4 protein-coding genes are annotated in these 22,143 nt (G+C 74.2%); all 4 read left to right on the top strand.

Translation table 11 applies throughout. The features are described from left to right. Positions 1-147: 147 nt before the first annotated feature. Genes NW895_RS34430 through NW895_RS34415 form a run of 4 tightly spaced genes read left to right on the top strand, consistent with a single transcriptional unit; the run spans position 148 to position 22,072 of the window. Positions 148-14,757: an SDR family NAD(P)-dependent oxidoreductase gene (locus NW895_RS34430; RefSeq protein ID WP_289940713.1), complete on the top strand. Its 14,610-nt coding sequence runs from the start codon at positions 148-150 to the stop codon at positions 14,755-14,757. Beyond that, complete coding sequence (locus tag NW895_RS34425; RefSeq protein ID WP_289940711.1) at positions 14,754-18,221, top strand: amino acid adenylation domain-containing protein; 3,468 nt, start codon at positions 14,754-14,756, stop codon at positions 18,219-18,221. Before NW895_RS34430 ends, NW895_RS34425 begins: the two co-directional genes overlap by 4 nt. Before the next feature lie 56 nt (positions 18,222-18,277). After that, positions 18,278-19,411: an OzmP gene (locus NW895_RS34420; protein WP_289940710.1), complete on the top strand. Its 1,134-nt coding sequence runs from the start codon at positions 18,278-18,280 to the stop codon at positions 19,409-19,411. A gap of 21 nt (positions 19,412-19,432) precedes the next feature. Next, positions 19,433-22,072: a beta-ketoacyl synthase N-terminal-like domain-containing protein gene (locus NW895_RS34415; RefSeq protein WP_289940709.1), complete on the top strand. Its 2,640-nt coding sequence runs from the start codon at positions 19,433-19,435 to the stop codon at positions 22,070-22,072. The last annotated feature ends 71 nt before the right edge of the window (positions 22,073-22,143 follow it).

Genomic DNA, 22,143 nt, shown 5'->3' with positions numbered 1-22,143 from the left:
CGGAGTCGCGCACCCGCTTCCGGCCTGCGCGCCCCCGGCGGCCCGTGAATCCCGCAAACACAGCAGGACCGCCGGGGTGACGCCCGCATAGGTACCGAGCGAAACCGCCTGCCCGGTCAGGCGCACGGAAGAAGGAGTGTTGGCTCAGTGAGCAGCCCGGACGACCCGATGGTGGCCGAGACGGACATTGCGATCATCGGCATGGCCGGACGCTTCCCCGGCGCCGACGACCTGGACTCCTTCTGGCGCCTGCTGAGCGAGGGCCGGGAGGGCATCACCCGGTTCAGCCGCGAGGAACTGGCCGCCGCCGGTGCCTCCCCCCGGCTGCTGGACGATCCGCAATACGTCCCGGCACACGGAGTGATCCCGGACGTGGACCTGTTCGACACGGGCTACTTCGAACTCACCCCGGCCGAGGCCGAGATGACCGACCCCCAGCACCGCATCCTGCTCACGGCCGGACACGCCGCACTGGAGCACGCCGGCTACGACCCCACCCGCTTCGACGGACTGATCAGCGTCTACGCCGGAGCGGCGATCAACACCTATCTCCAGCAGCAGGTCCTGCCGCACGTCGACCAGACCACCACCTCCAACCATTTCGCGGTCATGGTCGGCAACGACAAGGACTTCCTGGCCACCCGGCTGTCGTACAAGCTGGACCTGAAAGGGCCGAGCTACACCGTCCAGACCGCCTGCTCGACCTCGCTGGTCGCCATCCACCTGGCCTGCCAGGGGCTGATCAACGGCGAGTGCGACATGGCACTGGCCGGCGGCGTCACCGTCAAGCTCCCCCAGACCAAGGGCTATCTGTACGAAGAGGGCGCGATCCTGTCCAAGGACGGGCACGTACGCGCCTTCGACGCCGACGCCAGCGGCACCGTGCTCGGCAACGGCGTGGGCGTCCTCGTGCTCAAGCCGCTGCGCGACGCACTCGCCGACCGGGACACCATCCACGCGGTGATCAAGGGCACCGCGACCAACAACGACGGTTCCGGCAAGGTCAGCTTCGCCGCCCCCGGCGCGGCCGGCCAGGCCGCCGTCATCCGGGAGGCACACGCGGTCTCCGGCGTCCACCCACGCTCGATCGGCTACGTGGAAGCACACGGCACCGCCACCCGGCTGGGCGACCCGGTCGAGGTGTCGGCGCTGACCAAGGCGTTCCGGGCCGCCACGTCCGACACGCAGTTCTGCTCGATCGGCTCGGTCAAGTCCAACATCGGCCACCTGGACGCGGCCGCGGGCGTCGCCGGTGTGATCAAGACCGTGCTGATGATGAAGCACCGCACGCTGGTGCCCACGCTGAACTACCGCACCCCCAACCCGGCCATCGACTTCGCGGCAGGGCCCTTCAAGGTGAGCACCGGGACCGAACCGTGGCCGGCGACCGAGCCCCGGCGCGCGGGGGTCAGCTCCTTCGGCATCGGCGGCACCAACGCCCACGCCGTGCTGGAGGAAGCCCCCCGGCCGCCGGTGACCGGGGACTCCCGCTCCAGCCAGGTCCTGGTCCTGTCCGCACGCTCCGCGAGCGCGCTGCGCACGGCCGCCGAGGAACTGGCCGGGTACCTGGAGGGCGAGGACACGGCGGCGCTCGCCGACGTCGCCTACACCCTGGCGGTCGGGCGACGGGCCCACGAGCACCGCCTTGCCGTGCTGGGCGCCGACCGCACCGCCCTGGCCGCCGCCCTGCGCGGCGCCACGATCCCCGAACGGCAGGCCACCGGCGAGGTCTCCTTCGTCTTCGCCGAGCACGTCGCCGACGCCGCGGCCCTGGCGGAGCAGTGGTGCGCCGCCGAACCCGCCTTCGCCGAGCACCACCGGTCGGCGATGTCGGCCGGGGCGGGCGAACACGGCGCGGCGGGGCAGGCGTTCGCCCTCCAGTACGCGCTGGGCCGGCTCTGGCTCGGCTGGGGTGTGCAGCCCCTCGCGCTGCACGGCGACGGCCTCGCCGCCCGGGTCGCCGCCTGCGTCACCGGGGCGCTGCCCCTGGCCGAGGGCCTGGCCGGGCTCGACGAATCCGCCGCCCCGCTGTTCGCCGCGGACTCCCGCTTCCCGCTGCGCGGCGCTCAGGAGGAAGTCCGGGGCCGTGCCCTCGGGGTGGCCGACGGACCGTGGGGTGCCGTCGCCCGCGCCTGGGAGGCCGGGACCGACATCGACTGGCAGGCCTGGTTCGCGGGCGAGGAACGCGGCCGGGTACCGCTGCCCACCTACCCTTTCGAGGGCCGCCGCTGCTGGCTGACCGGCCCGCGGACACCGGCCCCGGCGGGTGCCGCCGGAACCGGCCCGCACCCCATGCTGGACGAGAACGTCTCCACCCTGGAGACCGTGGCGTACCGCAGCTCGCGCACGGGCGACGAGTTCTACCTGGCCGACCACCGGGTGGAGGCCGAGCCCGTAATGCCGGCGGTCGGCTACCTCGAACTCGCCCGCGCCGCGGGTGAACTGTCCGTCGGCTCACCGGTGCGTCTGCACGACGTCACCTTCGACCAGCTGCTCTCGTACGCCTCCGGACCACGCGACGTGCTGGTCTCCCTCTGGCGTGACCGGGAGGCGATCGGATTCGAGGTCGCGGAGGCCGACAACGTGTTCGCGGCCGGCGAGATCCGCACCGGCCGGGGGGAGCCGCAGGCCCCGCTCGACCTGGCGGAGATCGCCGCGCGCTGCACCGAGTCCGTCGACCACCGGGCCTGCTACGCCCGGCTGCGGGACCTCGGCCTCGACTACGGCCCCCGCATGCGCGCCCTGTCCGGGCTGGCGATCGGCGATGGCGAGGCCCTCGCCGCCCTCGAACTCCCCGACGCCGCCTCGCTGGACGGCGCGATGCTGAACCCCGCCCTGCTCGACGGGGCCCTGCACGGCCTGGTGCTGCTGCTCGCCCGGACGTACGGCGCCACGGCCGGCGGCTTCCTGCCCATGGCCCTGGGAGAACTGTCCACGCATGCCCCGGTCGACGGCTCGTGCCGGGCCCATGTGACGGTCAGCCGCCTCGGTGAGCGCTCCGCCCACGCCGACGTGACGGTGCTGGACTCCCGGGGGAACGTCCTGGCCCGGCTCCGTGACCTCGTCGTACGGGTACTCGACCGGCCCGACGGGGCGGAGCTGCTGGCCCGCCGCTGGGTCGACTCCCCGGCCGGTACCGCCGACCTCGGCATCGGTACCGCCCTGGTCGTCGCCGCGGACGCCGGCCGCCGCGCGGCCCTGGCCGGCACGCTGACGTCGCTGGGGGCCGAGGAGGTCATCGCCGTCCCGCCTGGCGAACCGGCCGTATCGCGCGGCCTGCCGGACACCGTCCTGGCCGAGGAGCCCGAACCCGAGCAGGCCCTGCAGCTGGTGCAGCAGCTGCTGAGCGGCCGGCCGACCGCCCCGGTCAGGGTGCTGCTGATCCACCGTCATGACGCGGCCGGTGCCCGCCCCGAACACGCCGCCCTGGCCGGGTTCGCCCGCGCCGTGCGGGCCGAGAACCCGTTGCTGCGGCTCCAGGCCGTCGGGCTCGCCGGCGACGTGGACGAGGCGGCGGCACTCGCCGCCGAACTCGCCGGTCCGGGCGGCGATCCCGAGGTCGAGCACACCGCCGCGGGACGCCGCGTCCCCCGCCTGGTCCCCGCCCCGGCCGCACCGCCCGTCCCGCTCCGCGACGGCGGCGTCTACCTGATCACCGGCGGTGCCGGAGGTCTCGGCCGGGTGGTCGCCGAGTGGGTGCTGAGCCGCGCCGATGCGCGGGTCGTCCTCCTGGGCCGCAGCGCGCAGCCCCCGGCCGAGCTGGACGCACGGGTGGTGTACCGCAGCGCCGACGTCACCGACACCGAGGCGCTCGCCGCGCAACTCGCCTCCGTCCGAGCGGAGTTCGGTCCGCTCAACGGTGTCGTCCACGCGGCGGGCGTACTGCGCGACGGCTTCGTCCCGACCAAGTCCGCGGCGGATTTCGCCGCCGTACTCGCCCCCAAGGTCGCCGGCCTGCGCACCGTGGACACCGCGACGGCGGACGATCCGCTGGACTTCTTCGTCGTCTTCTCCTCGATCGCCGCGCACATCGGCAGCGCCGGCCAGACCGACTACGCCTACGCCAACGCGTTCGCCGAGGCGTACGCCGAGCGCCGGGACCGGCTGACCGCCGTCGCCTGGCCGATGTGGGCCGACGGCGGCATGCGGCAGAGTGCCGAGGCGGCCGCCGACATCGCCGCCCGCACCGGCTTCGGGGTGCTGCCCACCGAGACCGGCCTGCGCCTCCTCGAACAGGCGCTCGGCGCCTCCGGCGCCGTGGTGGCGGCCTACGGGAACACCGGACGCATAGCCGCCGCGCTGCACGCCCCGCTCACCACCGCACCGGCGGCGGCCACCGGCCGTCCGGCCGCAGCCGACGGCGTGGACCCGTACGCTGCCGCCCTGGGGCTGCTGCGCGAGCTGATCGCCGCCGAGACCGGCCTGGACGCCTCGGAACTCGCCGAGGACGCGCCGTTCGACCGCTACGGCATCGACTCGCTGATGATCACCAAGCTCAACCGCGAGCTGGACCGCCGCTTCACCGGCCTGTCCAAGACCCTGTTCTTCGAGTACGCCACCCTCGGCGAGCTGGCCACCTACTTCGCCGAACAGCACCCGGCCGAACTCGGCGGCGACCGCCGGGAGGAGCCCGCCCCGCCCGCCCCGACCACCGCGGCATCGCCGCGCCGCGGCCGGACCGACCGCCCCGCTCGGGCAACCGGTCCCGAGGACCGGGCGATCGCCATCATCGGCCTGGCCGGCCGCTACCCCATGGCCGATGACGTCGAGGAGTTCTGGGCCAACCTGGTCGCGGGCCGCGACTGCGTCGAGGAGATCCCCGAGGACCGGTGGGACAGCACCCGCTGGTACGACCCCGACCCCGCCGCGCCGGGCCGGGCGCACACCCGCTGGGGCGGGTTCCTGCGCCATGTGGACCGGTTCGACCCGCTGTTCTTCGGCATCTCCCCACGCCAGGCCGAACTGATGGACCCGCAGGAGCGGCTGTTCCTGCAGAACGCCTGGCACGTGCTGGAGGACGCGGGCTACCGCCGCGCCGACCTGTCCGGACGCCCCGTCGGTGTGTACGTCGGCGTGATGTACGGCGAGTACCAGTTCCACGGCGCGCTGGACGCCCTGCGCGGCGGCCGCCCCCTCACCGGCTCCTCGTTCGCGACCATCGCCAACCGGGTCAGCCACGCCCTCGACCTGTCGGGGCCCAGCCTGGCCCTGGACACCATGTGCTCCTCCTCGCTCACGGCGATCCACCTGGCCTGCGAGAGCCTGCGCAGGGGCGAGAGCGAACTGGCGATCGCCGGCGGCGTCAACGTCTCCCTGCACCCCTACAAGTACGCCTTCCTCAGCCAGGGCCGCTTCCTGTCCTCCGACGGCCGCTGCCGTGCCTTCGGCGCGGGCGGCGACGGCTACGTCCCGGGGGAGGGCGTCGGCGCCGTCCTGCTGAAGCCGTACCGGCAGGCGCTGGCCGACGGCGACCGCGTCCAAGGGGTCATCCTCGGCAGCGCCGTCAACCACGGGGCCCGGACCAACGGCTACACCGTGCCCAATCCGCACGCCCAGCAACGGGCCATCACCGGTGCCATGGAGCAGGCGGGCGTCGCCCCCGAGGACATCGGCTACGTGGAGGCACACGGCACCGGCACCGCCCTCGGCGACCCGATCGAGCTCACGGGACTGACCAACGCCTACCGGTCGGCCGCCGCGGAGCCCGGCCACTGGCCGATCGGGTCGGTCAAGTCCAACGTGGGACACCTGGAGTCCGCCGCCGGGATCGCCGGACTGACCAAGGTGCTGCTGCAGTTCACGCACCGCACGCTCGTGCCCTCGCTGCACGCCGGCGAACTCAATCCGAACATCGACTTCGACCGCTCCCCGTTCCGCGTGCAGCGCGAACTCGCCGAGTGGCCGGACGCGGACCGTCCGCGCCGGGCCGGGCTCAGCTCCTTCGGCGCGGGCGGTGCCAACGCGCACCTGGTGCTGGAGGAGTCACCGCGGCCCGAGCCACGCTCCACGGTCCCGGCGGGCGAGCAGCGCACCGACGAGCCCGTGGTGTTCCTGCTGTCCGCACGTGACGAGGAACGGCTGCGGGTCTACGCGGGGCAGGCGGCACGGTTCCTGCGCACCGAGCGCGTCCCGCTCGCCGACCTCTGCTTCACCACCCAGGTGGGTCGGGAGAGCCTGGACGCCCGGCTCGCGGTGGTGGCCACCGACGGCGCCGACGTCGTCGCGGCGCTGGAACGCTTCGCCGACGGCGGGCCGCTGCCGCGGGTCCCGGCCGACGGCGCGCTCGGTGAGCGTGCCGGGCGCTGGCTGGCGGGCGCCGAGGTGGACTGGGCCGCCTGGCACGCCTCCCGGCCCGGCCCCGCGCCGCGCCGGACCCGGGCTCCGCGCTACCCGTTCGCCGACGAGCGCTACTGGATTCCCCTCGACCCGGACCTGACCGGCGCACCGCATCCGCTGGTGGACGCCAACGAGTCCACCGTGACGGAGCTGCGGTTCCGCAAGACGCTGCGCCCCCGTGACCCGCTCGTGCGGGACCATGTGATCGAGGGCCGGCCCATGGTCGCCGGCGCCGCGACCCTGGAGTTCGTCCGGGCCGCCGCCGACCTGGCCGAGCCCGGAGTGCGGCACGCGCTGCGCGATGTGCTGTGGGGCCGGGCGATCGAGCCCGCGGACGCGGAGCTGGCGCTGTACGTGGCCTTCCGGCCGGACGGTGACGCGCTGGCCTTCGAGGTGTACAGCGAGGCCGCGGACGGCCGGGCGACCCACGCCCGCGGGAACGCGGTCGGCGCCGTCGGCCCGCACGGTGACGCCCTGGACCTGGCCGGCGTGCGCGAACGGCTGCCCGTCGTACGGGACCGGGCCGCGACCTACACCGACTACCGGGCCGCGGGCTTCGTGTACGGCCCGTCGTTCCAGGTCGTGGACGAGATCCGCAGCACGTCCGAGGAAGCCGTGCTGCGGCTGAGCGGCGGCGGCCTGACCGAGGGGGAGACGGCACTGCCCCCGGGGCTGCTCGACGGAGCCCTGCGAGCCTGCCACTGGGTCGGCCGGGACACCGCGCCGCGGCCCGGTGAGCTGCCCGTGCCGTTCAGCCTGGGCGCGCTCGACGTGTTCGCTCCGCTGCCGCCCGTGGTGTACGCCCACGCCCGGCTGGTGGGCGAGAGCGCCGGCGTACGCCGCTTCGACGTCACCGTCCACGACGAGCAGGGCCGCCCGCTGGTCTCCTTGCGGGACTTCGCCGGCCGCACGCCGGGCGCCGCCGCCTCCACGACACCGGGTGCTCCCGTCGGGGAGCAGGAACGGAGCGAGGGTCAGGCGCGCTTCTACGAGCCGTACTGGCGACCCGCCACCGACCCGGAGCCCGCGTCGGAGGCGCCCCGGACGCTCGCCCTGCTCGGCGACGCCCCGGAGCTGGAGGCCGCGCTGGCCGCGACCGGCGCCTGGCGCCGGGTGGTCCGCCTCCCCGGGGACGCGGACGGGCTCACGCGCCTGCTCGCGGGCGCGGCGCAGGAGGACGGCCTGGACATCGCCGTCGCCCAGGGCCTCCTCCGCCCGCCGGCGTACGCCCCCGAGGACGGCGTCGACGCCTCGCCCACGGACGTCCTCGACCGTTCCTGCTTCCTGCTGCTCGACGTGCTGCGGGCCGTGGCATCCGGCGAGTTGCCGGGGCGGGTGCGGTGTCTGCTGATCCACCCCCAGGACGGGGACGAAGAACGGCCCGAGTGGGCCGCCCTGGCCGGATTCGCCCGATCCACCGCCGCCGTGGCCCGCTTCGAACTGCTGACGCTGGGCGTCCCCGGACAGGCGCCCACCGCCGAACTGGCCGCTGCCATGGCTGTCGAACTGCGTGCCGCGCCGCGAGCGGCCGGGCTGGAGGTCCGCCGTACCGCAGCGGGCGACCGTGAACTGCGCGGACTGCGCCCCGTGTCCGCGTCCGGCCGGTCCGGGCCGCCCCTGCGCGACCGGGGGGTCTACGTCGTCACCGGCGGCGCGGGCGCCATCGGACGCGTCCTCACCGGGCACCTGGCCCGCGCCCACCGGGCCCGGCTGGTACTGGTCGGCCGCTCCGAGCCCGACCACCGCCTGATCCGGGAACTGTCCGGGTACGGCGCGGACGTCCTCGCGCTGCGCGCCGACGTGACGCGGGCCGGGGAACTCGCCGCCGCCCTCGACGCCGCCCGCGAGCGCTTCGGCGCGCTGCACGGTGTGTTCCATCTGGCCGGAGCCGCCGACGACGGCCACGCCACCGACGACGACTTCGGTCACGACAGGTTCGCGCGGGTGCTCGCGGCCAAGACCCGCGGCCTGGTCCACCTCGACCGGCTGACCCGCGATGACGCCCTCGACCTGTTCGTGGTGTTCTCCTCGATCTCCTCGCTGATCGGTGACTTCGGCGCGGCGAGCTACGCCACGGCGAACCGCTTCGCCGACCTGTACACGGTGCTGCGCGACTCCTGGGTGCGCCGCGGCGCCCGGCACGGCCGCAGCCTGTCGCTGGGCTGGCCGCTGTGGTCCGTCGGCGGCGTGGACTCGCTGGTCGGCCGGCCGGAGCTGGCCGCGTACTCCCGGCGCAGCGGGATGCCGGCCCTGGAGCCCGAGGAGGCACTGGCCGTCTTCGAGCGCTCGTTCGCCGTTCCGGCACCCTGGCTGGTCCCCGCCTGGGGCGATGCGGCACGGATCGACGCGGCACTGGTCACCCCGTCCGGGCCGCCCGCCCGACCGGCCGGAACAGCGGTACGGGCGACAGCCGCACCGGCGGGCCGGGCGGCCGTGGACGGCCGGCGGGCCCAGCTCGTCGAGCATCTGCGCGGCATCCTGTCCGGCGTGCTCAAGCTTCCGGTGGGCCGGCTGGACAGCCGGGTCGCGCTGGACGACTACGGCCTGGACTCGGTGCTGATCATGGAGTCCAACACGGTGCTGGGCCGGGACTTTCCCGGGCTCAGGGGGACGGTGTTCTTCGAGTACCGGACGGTGGACGAGCTCGCCGACCACCTGCTCGCGGAGCACCCCGACGCCGTCGCCCGCCTGTTCCCGGGGCCGGGCGACACACGGCGGACCGAGCCACCCGCCGCACAGGCACCGGCCCCGGAGGCCTCCGTCTCCGCGGCACCGGCCGCCGCGCGTCCGACTGCACCGCCGCCCGGGGCCGCCGACGAGCCCATCGCGGTCATCGGCATCAGCGGGCGCTATCCGCAGGCCCGCGACCTGGACGAGTTCTGGCGCAATCTCGCCGCCGGACGCGACTGCGTGACCGAGGTCCCCGCCGACCGGTGGGACGCCGAGGCCCTCTTCGACCCCGATCCCACCGCCGCGGGCCGCAGCTACAGCCGCTGGGGCGGCTTCCTGTCCGACGTGGACGCCTTCGACTCGCTGTTCTTCCAGATCTCGCCGATGCAGGCCCGCTCCATGGACCCGCAGGAGCGTCTCTTCCTGGAGACCGCCTGGTCCGCGCTGGAGAACGCGGGGTACCCGCCGTCCCGCCTCCCCGCGCCCCGGTTCGGCGGCCAGGGACGCGACGTCGGCGTGTTCGTCGGCGTCATGTGGGACGACTACGCCGTGCTGGCGGCCACCGAGTCCGCACGCGGCAACCATCAGGTGGTCCTCGCCAACCGGTCCTCGATCGCCAACCAGGTCTCCTACTTCGGCGACTTCCGCGGGCCCAGCGTGGTCGTGGACACCGCCTGCTCGGCGTCCCTGGTGGCGGTCCACCAGGCCTGCGAGAGCATCCGCCGCGGCGAATGCGGCTACGCCGTCGCGGGCGGCGTCAACGTGGCCGTGCACCCGGACAAGTACGTGCACCTCAGCCGCAAGACGATGCTCTCCGCCGACGGCCGCTGCCGGGCCTTCGGCGCGGGCGGCAGCGGCTATGTGCCCGGCGAGGGCGTCGGCGCCGTCGTCCTCAAACGGCTCTCCGAGGCGGTCCGGGACGGGGACACCGTGCACGCGGTGATCAGGGCGACCGCCGTCAACCACGGCGGCCGGACCAGCGGGTTCACCGTGCCCAACCCGCACGCCCAGCAGGCTCTCGTGGAGCAGGCGCTGGCCGCCGCCGGCATCAGCGCCCGCACCATCGGCTGTGTCGAGGCGCACGGCACCGGAACCGCCCTCGGCGACCCGATCGAGCACACCGCCCTGGCCCAGGCCTTCGCCCGGCACACCTCCGACACCGGCTTCTGCGCCCTGGGTTCGGTGAAGAGCGCCATCGGCCACCTGGAGGGCGCGGCCGGCATCGCCGGGCTCACCAAGGCGGTGCTCCAGCTGCGGCACGCCACGCTGCTGCCCACCCTGCACGCCGACGAGCCGAACCCGGCCATCGACTTCACCCGGTCACCGTTCACCGTCCAGCGGGAGACGGCTCCCTGGCCCCGGCCGTACGACCCCGACGGGCGTCCGCTGCCACGCCGCGCGGCGGTCAGCTCCTTCGGGGCCGGCGGTACCAACGCGCACGTCATCCTGGAGGAATACGTCGCACCCGAGCCGGCCCCGGCCGAGCCCGAGGCGCCACCGGCTCCCGAGCTGATCGTGCTCTCCGCCCGCGACGAGAAGCGGCTGCGCGACTACGCGGCCGCACTCGGCCGGGCACTGGACACCCCGGCCGATCCGCCCCTGCGGCTCGCCGACGTCGCCCACACCCTGCGGGTGGGCCGCGAGCCGATGGCCGAGCGCCTGGCGTTCGTCGCCACCGACATCGCCGAGGCGGCGTCCCGGCTCGCCGCCGTCGGACGCGGCGAGGACGGGCAGTGGCTGCACCGGGGCCGGGTCACCTCCCACCCGCCCCTCGCGGGCCTGTTCAGCGACAGCGTCGGCGGCGATGACTTCCTGACCGCTCAGATCCGCTCCGGGAACGACGACCTGCTCGGTCGGCTGTGGGTGTCCGGCGTCGCCGTCGACTGGGACCTGATGGACCGGGGCCGGCCGGGCGTGCGGCGCCGCGTACCGCTGCCGACGTATCCGTTCGAGCGCGCCCGGCACTGGCTGGACCTGGGGCCCGCACCGGCGGCTCCGGACGGCGCCCGAGCGCCGTGGCGGCGCACCCTCGCGGCCACCGCGCCGGTGCTCCGGGACCATGTCGTCGAGGGCCGCGCGATCCTGCCCGGCGTCGGGCATCTCGACCTCGTCGCCGAAGCCCGCGGCGAGCAGGCCGGGCCGTCCTTCGCCGACGTGCGCTGGATCGCGCCGCTGGCGGTCACCGGCGCCGGCGCCGGCGTGTCGGTCCGCTTCGACGGCGACCGCTACGAGGTCCTCGGCGACGACGACACCGTCCGTTCGTGCGGACGTCTGATCGACGCTCCGCCCGCGCCCTGCGCCGTCGACGTCCCCGCGCTGCGGGCTCGCCTGGACGAGGGCCCCGGCCACACGGCCTTCTACCGGCTGCTCGAAGAACAGGGCCTGCCGTACGGGCCGTTCTTCCGCCGCGTCCAGCAGGTCTGGACCGGCGAGGGCGAGGCCCTCGGCAGGCTGGGCCCGGTCACCGAGGACACCTCGCACCGGCTGCACCCGGGAGTCCTGGACGCGGCTCTGCACACCGTCGCGGCGCTGCTGGTCCGGCGCCGGGGGCCGGGAGCCCGGCCGCTGCTGCCCTTCGCGGCCGACCGGGTCGAGGTCTTCGGGCCGGTTCCGGCGAGCGGGTGGTCCCACATCCGGGAGACCGGGAACGACCGCTGCGACGTGCTGCTTGTCGACGACACGGGTGCGGTGCGCGTGCGGTTCACCAACCTGGTGTACCGCGAGGCGAAGCCGCCGCTCCCGGCGACCGTGGCGGCCTACCGACCCGCCTGGACCCCGTCGCCGGCCGAGGACACCGCCGAGCCCGCCCGCCGGGTGCTGCTCGTCGCGGCGCGGCCGGACGCCGAACCGGCCCTGAGCGTGGCCGCGGCGCACCCGGACGCGGAGGTGCGCCCGCTCGCCGTCGGCCGGGGCGGCCTCACCGACGCCGAGTTGGACCGGGCGCTGGGAACGGCCGCACCCGACCTGATCTACTTCGTCGGCGCCGCCGTGGAGCAGGAACCGGCCGACCGCGCGGGCGTGCGGGCGGTGATGGACCGCGGGGTGGTCTCCTTCTACCGCCTGGTCCGCGCCCTGGACCGGCACGGCCTGCTCGACCGGCCGCTCCGGCTGAAGGTCGTGACCGCGGACGCGTATCCGCTCGCCGCGGACGACGCCTCCGCGCCGTGGCAGGCCGGGCTCGCCGGAGCCGCGATGGTGGTGGCGAAGGAGTTCCCGAACCTCCGGGTCGCCCTGGTCGACGTACGGCTGGCCGAGGCCGCCGACGCGGCCGCCGCGGTGGCCGCCGAGCCGTTCCCGGCCCGCACCGTGCCGGTGTCCCTGCGGGCCGGCGTACGGCGGGTCCGGACACTGGAGCGGGTCGAACTCCCGCAGGCACCGCCCGTGTTCCGGCCCGGCGGCGTCTACCTGGTGGTCGGCGGTCTGGGCGCCGTCGGCCGGGACACCTGCCGCCACCTCGCCGGCACCTACCGGGCCAAGCTGGTGGTCGTGGGGCGCTCCCCGCTCGATGGGCCCCGGCGTGAGCAGATCGCCGAGTGGGAGGCGGCGGGTGCCGAGGTGCGTCACCTCTCCCTGGACGCCACGGATCCGGCCGCCCTGGCCGAGGCCGTCGCCCTGGCCAAACGGGAGTTCGGTGCCCTGCACGGCGTGATCAACGCCGCGATGGTCCTGGTCAACCGGGTCGTGCGGGAGCTGCCGGAGGCAGAGCTGCGTTCGGCGCTGGAATCCAAGACCGACACCACCTGGAGCCTGCTGCACGCCGTGCGCGACGAGGCCCTGGACTTCGTGCTGTTCTACTCCTCCGGGGTCGCCTTCGAGGGCAACCACGGCCAGGCGGGCTACGCGGCGGGCTGCACGTTCGCGGACGCCTACGCCCTGCACGCCGCACGTGACCTGCCCTTCCCGGTGCGAGTGCTCAACCTGGGCTACTGGCACGCGGGCGGCGACGAGCACCGTCAGCGGGTGCTGCGCCGTGTCGCGGCGGCCGGTATCCGGCCCCTGACGGCGGAGCAGGGCATGACGGTGGTCGAGCGGGCGCTCGGCGCCGGACTGCCCCAACTGCTCGCCCTCGACGCGGATCAGGACATCCTGGATAACCTGGGCGTCGCCGCTGACCACCGGCTCGTCGCGCTGCCCGGCGGTGCCCCGCCCGTGCTGCCCGCCGTCCGGCTCGGCCGTACGCCCGTGCCCGATCCCGAACTGACCGAGCATCAGCATGCGGTGGCGGAGACGGAGCAGCTGGCCGGACGCCTGCTGGCGGCCGTGCTGCACCGGGCCGGCGTGTTCGCCCAGCCGGAACGCCGGCACGACCGCGCCGCACTCGCCGCCCGGCTGGGCGTGGTGCCGGAGCACACGGCCCTGTTCCAGCGGCAGCTCGACCTGCTCGCCGCCGCCGGACACCTGCGTACCGGGGACGACTGGGTCCAGCCCACGGGCCGCCCGGTGGAGCCGGAGAGCGAGGTGGTCCGGGCGGTGGACGAGCTGATCGCCCGCCGTCCCGGCGTCGAGCCGGTCGCCGGACTGCTGCGGGACTGCCTGACCGCGCTGCCCGACGTGCTCACCGGACGCCGCGGCGCCATGGAGATCCTCTTCCCCGACGGCACACCGGACCGGGTGGCAGCCGTCTACCGGGGCGACCCGGTCACCGACCGCTGCAACGCCGAGGTGGCCCGGCTCGTCGTCGAGCAGGTCGAGGCCCGGAAGGCCGCCGCGCCCGGCACCACCGTGCGGGTGCTCGAGGTCGGCGCCGGGACGGGCGGCACCAGCGCGGCCGTGCTCGCCGCGCTGGCGCGGCACGGCGAATCGGTCGAGTACGTCTTCACCGACGTGTCCGCGGCCTTCGTCCGCAAGGCCCGGGCCCGGTTCGGCGCCGACCACCCCTTCGCCCGGTTCGAGGTCCTCGACATCGAGGCCGACCCGGCGGACCAGGGATTCACACCCGGCGACCACGACATCGTCCTCGGCACCAACGTCCTGCACGCCACCCGCTCCCTGGCGGACACCCTGACGCAGGTCAAGCGGCTGCTGCGGACCGGCGGCGTGCTGCTCGTCACGGAGGGGACGCGGCCGCTGCACCAGCTGGCGCTGATCTTCGGCCTGACGCCCGGCTGGTGGCTGTTCGGCGATCAGGAGCACCGCATGCCCGGCTCGCCGCTGGCGTCCGAGCAGCAGTGGCGGGACGTGCTGGCGGCGTGCGGCTACCGGGACATCAGCACCGGCTCGCCCACGACCTCGGTGGGGCCGGCCTTCCAGAGCGTGATCGCGGCGGTCAGCGACGGCCTGGTGCCCCAGGGGCACCGGGACCAGGCAGTGACCGCCGAGGCGCAGGAACCGCGCGCCGGTACCGCGCCGACGGCCACGGCCCCCGCCGGCCACGACGACGCGCTGGAGCAGGTGACGTCGGTGTTCGCCCGGGTCCTGGAGATGACCCCGGAACAGCTGGACCCCGACCTCACCTTCGAGAACTACGGCGTGGACTCGCTGGTGGTGCTGGAACTGACACGCGGCCTGGAGGCGGTGTACGGCCCGCTGCCCGCGACCCTGCTGTTCGAGCGGATCACCATCCGGCAGCTGGCCGACTTCTTCCGCGCCGAGACCGTCCCGCAGCCGGCGGCGCCGGCCACGCCGGAACCCGAGGCCGCCGTGTCCGGCGAAGCGGAGCGCCTGGTCGCCGAGCTGTCCGACGAGGCCGTCGACGAGTTGCTGACCCAACTGCTCTCCCAGCGCGGGGAGTCCGAAGGAGGCGGACGATGACCCCTGAGCCGTTCAGCTGTGTGGTGGTGGGGGAGGAAGCCCTCCTCGTCGAGTGCACCCGACTGCTCCTGGCCCGTGGGCACGAGGTCACCGCCGTGGTGTCCCCGGCCCCGGACCTGATCGCCTGGGCCGAGGGCGAGGGGCTGGCGACCGTACCCCTCGGGCCGGACCTCGCCGAGCGGCTCGCGCCCCTGCGCTTCGACTATCTGTTCAGCATCGCCAACCTGCGGATGCTCCCCGACGACGTGCTGGCGCTGCCGGCCCGGCTGCCGGTCAACTTCCACGACGGCCCACTGCCCCGGCACGCCGGACTGTTCGCCACCAGCTGGGCCATCCTGGACGGAGACAAACAGCACGGCGTCACCTGGCACGTGATGACCGCCGAGGCCGACACCGGCGACGTCCTCAAGCAGCGCCCGGTCCCGGTCGATCCGGCGGCAACCGTGCACGACCTCGACATCGCCTGCTTCGACGCGGGCATCGAGTCCTTCGGTGAGCTGGTGGACGAGCTGGCGGCGGGCACCGCCACCCGCACCCCGCAGGACCTCGGCCTGCGCACCTACCACGGCAAGTACGACGGACCACCGCGGGCGGGTCTGTACGACTGGCGTCAGCCCGCCGCGGACCTGGACGCCCTGGTGCGGGCGACGTCGTTCGGACGGCGGCCCAACGGCTTCGGGATCCCGCTGGTGGCCCTCGGCGACACCCTGATCGCCGTACGGGCCGTCGAGATCCTGGACCGGCCCTCGCCCGCCGAACCCGGAACGCTCGTCGACGCCGCCGCGGAAGCCCTCACCGTGGCGACCGGCGACCGGGACGTCCGCCTCACCCACCTCGCCGATCTGACGGGGGAGCGGCTCGACCCGCTCGACGTGGCCGGGACCCTGACCGAACGGCACTCGGGCCGTTTCCCGCACCTGACCGACGCCGAGGTGGCCGAGCTGACCCGGGCCGGCCGCGCGGCACACCGTCAGGAGACCCGGTGGCTGCGTACCCTCGGCACGCTGGAGCCCGTCCTCGCGCCCAGGTTCGGCGCGCTGGGAAGCGTCACCCGGCCCGCGGACCCGGTGGCGCTGCCCGCGGCCCTGCGCGGCGGGGCCACCGAGCCGGTGTGGCCGGCCCTGGCCGCCGTGCTGGCCTTCCTGGCCCGGCTCGCCCGTGACGGGGAGCGGGACGTCGCCCTGCCCGCCCCGAGCGCCGGGGCCGGCCGGCTGCTGGCGGCCGAGGTGCCGCTCCGCCTCCCGGAGGGACTCCTCGACAGGACACTGCCCGGCCTCACCGAGCTGGTCGCCGCCGAGGTCACGGCGCTCCGGGGACGCTCCCCCTACCGCAGGGACCTGCTGCTGCGCCACCCGTCCATGACCGGCGCCGCTCGCGCGGGACTGCCCGTCGCCGTCCGGTTGCCCGGCGACGACGAGGGGCCCGCGGACCGCCCGTTGACGATCCGGATCGACGCCCACGGCACGGTCCGGTTCCACGGTGGTGAAGAGCTGACCGCCGATCAGGTGCGCTGGCTCGGCGAGCACCTCGCGCTGTTCCTGGACACCGTGGCGGCCGAGCCGGGGCGTCCGCTCGGGCAGGTGCCGCTGCTCACGCCCGGGGAACGGGAGCTGGTCCAGAACCGCTGGAACGACACGGCCGAGGACTATCCGGCAGAGCGCACCGTGAGCCGGCTGGTCTCCGACCTGGCCTGCGCCGCCCCGGACAGGCCCGCCGTCCGGTTCGAGGGCCGGGAACTCACCTACGGCGAACTGGACCAGGCCGCCGACCGGCTGGCCCGGCACCTCCTCGAGCAGGGCGCGGGACGAGGCTCCCTCGTCGGCGTCCTCCTGGAGCGCTCCCCGGACCTGCTGGTCGCACTGCTCGCGGTGATGAAGACCGGGGCGGCGTACGTGCCGATCGACCCGATCTACCCGCCGGCCCGGATCGGCCACATGATCGAGGACTCCGGGGCCCGGCTCGTGGTGACGGACGAGGCTCTGGGCCGGACGCTGACGGCCTTCCCGGTCACCCCCGTGACCGTCGCCCCGCACACCGCGCCCGGCTCCCCGGAACCGGCCGCCGCACCCGTGGACCGCTCGGAGCCGGACGCCGCCGCGTACGTCATCTACACCTCGGGGTCCACCGGACTGCCCAAGGGCGTGCAAGTGGGGCACCGGGCGCTGGTCAACTTCCTGTGGACGATGGCCCGCAGGCCCGGATTCGACTCGCGGGACTCGTTGTCGGCACTCACCACGGTCTGCTTCGACATCGCCGGCCTGGAACTGTTCCTGCCCCTGGTGCGCGGCGGGACCGTCGAGGTGCTGCCCGCGCCGGTGGCGGCCGACGGCGTCGCCCTGCGCGAGCGCATCGAGCGCACCCGCCCGACCGTGCTGCAGGCCACGCCCACCACCTGGCAGATGCTCATCGCCGCGGGCTGGACCGGCGACCCCGGCCTGCGCGCACTGTGCGGCGGCGAGCCCCTGCCGGCCGAACTGGCGGACCGGCTGACCGGCCTGGTCGGGGAGCTGTACAACATGTACGGCCCCACCGAGACCACGATCTGGTCGACCGTGGACCGGGTCCGGCCCGGTGAGCCGGTCACCATCGGCCGTCCGATCGGCAACACCCGCTGCCACGTCCTCGACGAGCGGGGAATGCCCGTCCCGCCCGGTATCCCCGGCGAGCTGTACCTGTCCGGCGACGGCGTCGCCGACGGCTACCTGGGCCGCCCCGAACTGACCGCCGAACGCTTCGTCACCGCCCCCTGGGGCACCGGCCGGGCCTACCGCACCGGGGACCTGGTGCGGTACCTGCCCGACGGCCGCCTGGAGTACCTGGAGCGGATCGACGGCCAGATCAAACTGAACGGCTACCGGATCGAGCTGGGCGAGGTGGAGTCCGCGCTCCGGCGGATCCCCGAGGTGACCTCCGCCGTGGCGCTGGTCCGCGAGGACCGGCCGGGCGAACGCCGGCTGGTGGCGTACGTGACCGGCTCGGCCGGGCTGCCACAACCCGCCGACCTGCGGGCCGCGCTGCGGGACGGACTGCCCGCCTACATGGTCCCGGCCTCGGTCGTGGTGCTGCCGGAGCTCCCGCTCACGCCCAACGGGAAGATCGACCGCAAGGCGCTGCCGGTGCCGCGTCCGGCCAGGACCGCGGGGGCCGGCGCGGACGTCCGTACCGACCTGGAGCGCCGGATCGCCGAGGTCTGGTGCCAGGTCCTCCGAGTGGACCGGGTGGGCGCGGAGGACAACTTCTTCGACCTGGGCGGCGATTCGCTCAGGCTCACCTCGGTGACGGCGATGCTGCGGGAGCGGCTCGGCCGGCCCGTCACCCGGCTCGACATGTTCGGGCATCCGACCGTGCGGGCCATGGCCGCGCACCTGTCCGACGACACCGCACCCGCCGCCGGACAGCAGCGGCGCGGCCGGGACGTCGCGGCGCTGGCCCAGCGGCGCAGCCGAAGGAAGGGGCGGGGATGACCGACTCCGCCGCCCACACCGGAAAAAGATCTCACACAGGTTCCACAGGGGGTTCCGTGTCCAGCTGCAAGGTCTGCTCGCTCAAGGCCGACCACCCGGGGATAACCCTCGACGACCAGCAGGTGTGCAACCTCTGCAACCTGGACTTCGCCGAGGACCTCCTGACCAACTACCGCTACACCAGCGAAGTGTTCACCGAGTTCCAGCAGGCGCCGCCCGCCGCCGGGGAGTACGACTGCCTGTTCATGTACAGCGGCGGCAAGGACAGCACCTACATGCTGGACAAGTTCGTCAACGAGTACGGCAAGCGGGTCCTGGCCTTCACCTTCGACGTCCCGTTCGAGAGCGTGCACGCGGCGCAGAACATCGCGCTGGCCCGGGAGAAGATCCCGGCGACGTTCGTCCTGGACGCCGACGACGACAACATCAAGCTGATGATGCGCGAGGTGTTCAACCGTCCCGCGCCCAAGAAGCCCGGCAAGTACCTCGACGAGAAGCTGCCCTGCGTCTCCTGCCGGACGTTCTTCGTCCTGCGGGCCATCCTCATGGCCTACCGGCAGAAGATCCCGTACATCGCCCTGTGCGCCGACCCGCAGCAGATCCTCACCATGGAGTCCAACGTCCGCGAAGTCGTCCGCGGCTTCTACAAGACGTTCGGCGAGCGGCTGACCGACACGCTCTTCGGCGGTGAACTGGAGGAGCTGCTCTTCGACGAGGACGAGAACCTCCCGAAGATCGTCTTCCCATTCATCGCCATGCGGCACGACTACGACCCGGACCGGATCGTCGAGGAACTCCGCGCGAAGGGGCTCTACCAGTCCTCGCCGCTGGAGACCCACTGCACCCTCTTCCCGCTTCTGAACTACTACTCGTTCAAGAACTGGGACTGCATGTTCTACAAGCTCAACGCGGCCAGCCATGTGCGGTCGGTGAAGCGGAACGCCGACTACGACCGCAACACCTTCAGCATCAAGTTCCCCCGCTCGCTGGACCTCGCCGACGTCGAGGAGCGGCTCGGGCAGGTGGTCATGGCCATCGCCGCCGGCGAGGGCAGCCGGGAGCAGCACGAACAGACGCTGGTGGACCTTTTCCAGCGGATGGACGCGTCGGAGGACGCGGCCCGCTTCGTCGCCCGCAGCTTCCTCGACATGCGCTCGGTCGCCTCCGACCTCGGCATCCGCCTCGGCTGAGAACTGCGTAGGAGAATCACCATGACCTTTTCGGATTCCGATGTCGCGATCATCGGCATGGCCTGCCGCTTCCCGGGCGGTGCGGACACGGCCGACCGGTTCTGGGACGTGCTGCGCGAGGGCCGGGAGACCCTGACCCGGTACACCGACGAGCAGTTGCTCGCCGCCGGTGTGCCCGCCGAGCGGCTGGCCGACCCCCGCTACGTGAAGGCCGGCCAGTCCATACCGGACGTGGACCTGTTCGACTCCGAGCTGTTCCAGTTCACCCACGACGAGGCCGAGATCCTCGATCCGCAGCACCGGATCTTCCTGGAGTGCGCCCACGAGGCCCTGGAGCGCGCGGGGTACGACCCCGACCGCAGCGAAGGACACATAGGTGTCTACGCCGGCGCCGGGATGAACACCTATCTGCTGCACAACCTGGGCGAGCGCTACCGGGCGGCTTCCTCGGTCGACCACTACCGGCTGATGCTGGCCAACGACAAGGACTTCCTCGCCACCCGCGTCTCCTACAAGCTCAACCTGCGCGGCCCCAGCATCAGCGTCAACACGGCCTGCTCCACCTCCCTGGTCGCCGTGCACACCGCCTGCCTCGGTCTGCTGGGCGGCGAGTGCGACATGGCCCTCGCCGGAGCGGTGCACCTGGCGCCACCCCACCAGGGCTACCAGTACCAGGAAGGCATGATCTTCTCGCCGGACGGCCACTGCCGCGCCTTCGACGCCGAGGCGCGGGGCACGGTGATCGGCAGCGGTGCCGGCGTGGTCGTCCTCAAGCGGCTGAAGGACGCGCTGGCCGACGGGGACTGGATCCACGCCGTCATCAAGGGCTCGGCGGTCAACAACGACGGCTCCCACAAGACCGGTTACACCGCGCCGAGCATCGCCGGGCAGGCCGAGGTCATCGCCGACGCGCAGGAGGTCGCCGACGTGGCGCCGGACACCATCGGCTACGTCGAGGCGCACGGCACCGGCACCCCGCTCGGCGACCCGATCGAGGTCGCCGCGCTGACCCAGGCCTTCCGCCACGGCACGGACCGGACCGGGTTCTGCGCCCTCGGCTCCGTGAAGACCAACATCGGCCATCTGGACACCGCCGCCGGCATGGCCGGCCTGATCAAGACGGCGCTGATGCTGGAGCACGGCACCCTGGTGCCGAGCCTGCACTACACCTCGCCCAACCCCGAGATCGACTTCGCGGCGAGTCCGTTCTACGTCAACACCGAGACCACCGAGTGGCCGGCCGCGGACGGGCCCCGGCGAGCCGGCGTCAGCTCGTTCGGCATCGGCGGCACCAACGCCCACGTCATCCTGCAGGAACCTCCGGCCCGCACCCCCGTCCAGCCCGGACGCGACCGTGAGCTGCTGGTCGTCTCCGCCCGGTCCGAGGACGCGCTGCGGCGGACCGCCGCGACACTGGCCCGCCACCTCAAGCAGCGCCCCGACCTCGACCTCGGCGCGGTCGCGCAGACCCTCGGCCTCGGCCGGCGCGGCCACCCGCACCGCCTGGCGCTGGTGGCCCGCAGCGCCCGGGACGCCGCCATGGCCCTCGCCCTCGGCGACGAGGAGCGGCTGCTGCGGGGCACGGCCGACGACCACGAGCCCACCGCGGCCGTACTGATCCTGACGGGCGCCGGCGCGGACGAGGCGGACCGCGCCGAGCTGTACGGTGCGGTGCCCTCGTACCGATCCGCCGTCGACGCCTGTGCCGCGGCCCTGGGCCAGGCCGCCGGGACCTACGGCCCGCTCGACGGGCGGGGCACGCTCTCCGCCTTCGTCCACGAGTACGCCCTCGCCACCACCCTCCTCGCCTGGGGCGTCGAACCCGCCGGCCTGGCGGCGGGCGGCACCGGTCTCGCGGTGGCGGCGGCCCTCAGCGAGGCCCTGCCCCTCGACCAGGCCCTCGCCCTGGCGGAGGGCACCGCCCCGGCCGGCGTGGCCGTCCCGCGCGTCCCGGTCCTCTCCCCGTACACCGGCCGGTGGATGACCGAGGACGAGAGCCGGCTGCCCGGCAGCTGGACGAGCACCGGCGGTCCGGGGGAGCCGGACACCTCGCACGTCGGCTCCGGCCGTCTCCTCCTCCGGCTGGCACCGCAGGACGGTGCCCCGGCCGGTCTCGGCCATCTGCTCACGCTCGCCGGGCAGGCCTGGGTGCACGGCACGCCGCTGGACTTCACGGCCGTCCACGCGGACACCGAGCCCCGCCGCGTCCCCCTGCCCACGCACCGGTTCGAGCGGCGGCGCCACTGGGTGGAGCCCGGCGGTCACGTCACCGCCGCCGCGTCGCAGGACGGCGACCGGCTCATCACGCGGTTCGACCCGCAGGACCCGCGGGGGAACGTCCAGATGGTCACGGACTACCTGGTCGAGCAGGTGGGCAAGGTGCTCGGCGACCCTCGGCGTGCCGCCCTGGACACCAACCTCTTCGACCTGGGCCTCGACTCGCTCGTACTGATCGAGGTCGTCGCCAAGCTCAGCGAGGAACTGGACTTCGACGTCCCGGCCACCTCCTTCGTCGAGTTCCCGACCATCCGTGCGTTCGTCGACAACCTCGCCGAACTGATGGGCCTCGCCCCCGCCCCGGGGACGCGCCCCGACGAGCCCGCCGTGCGGACGTCCCGGCGAGCACAGCGGGCCGCGGCCCGGTACGGCGGCACGGCCTGAGGCCACCGCCCCCGACGGCCGTCGCCTCCCGGCCCGCAGCGGCCGACCCCAAGACCTGTGAGAGAGAGCAA

It is taken from the genome of Streptomyces sp. S.PNR 29, assembly GCF_030386795.1.
Lineage (GTDB): Bacteria > Actinomycetota > Actinomycetes > Streptomycetales > Streptomycetaceae > Streptomyces.
The sequence above is the reverse complement of the archived record's forward strand: the minus strand, read 5'-3'. Positions and strand labels throughout refer to the sequence as shown.

Coding starts and splice junctions, on each gene's coding strand:
- NW895_RS34425 (WP_289940711.1), top strand. CDS start 14,754: ATGACCCCTGAGCCGTTCAGCTGTGTGGTGGTGGGGGAGGAAGCCCTC.
- NW895_RS34415 (WP_289940709.1), top strand. CDS start 19,433: ATGACCTTTTCGGATTCCGATGTCGCGATCATCGGCATGGCCTGCCGC.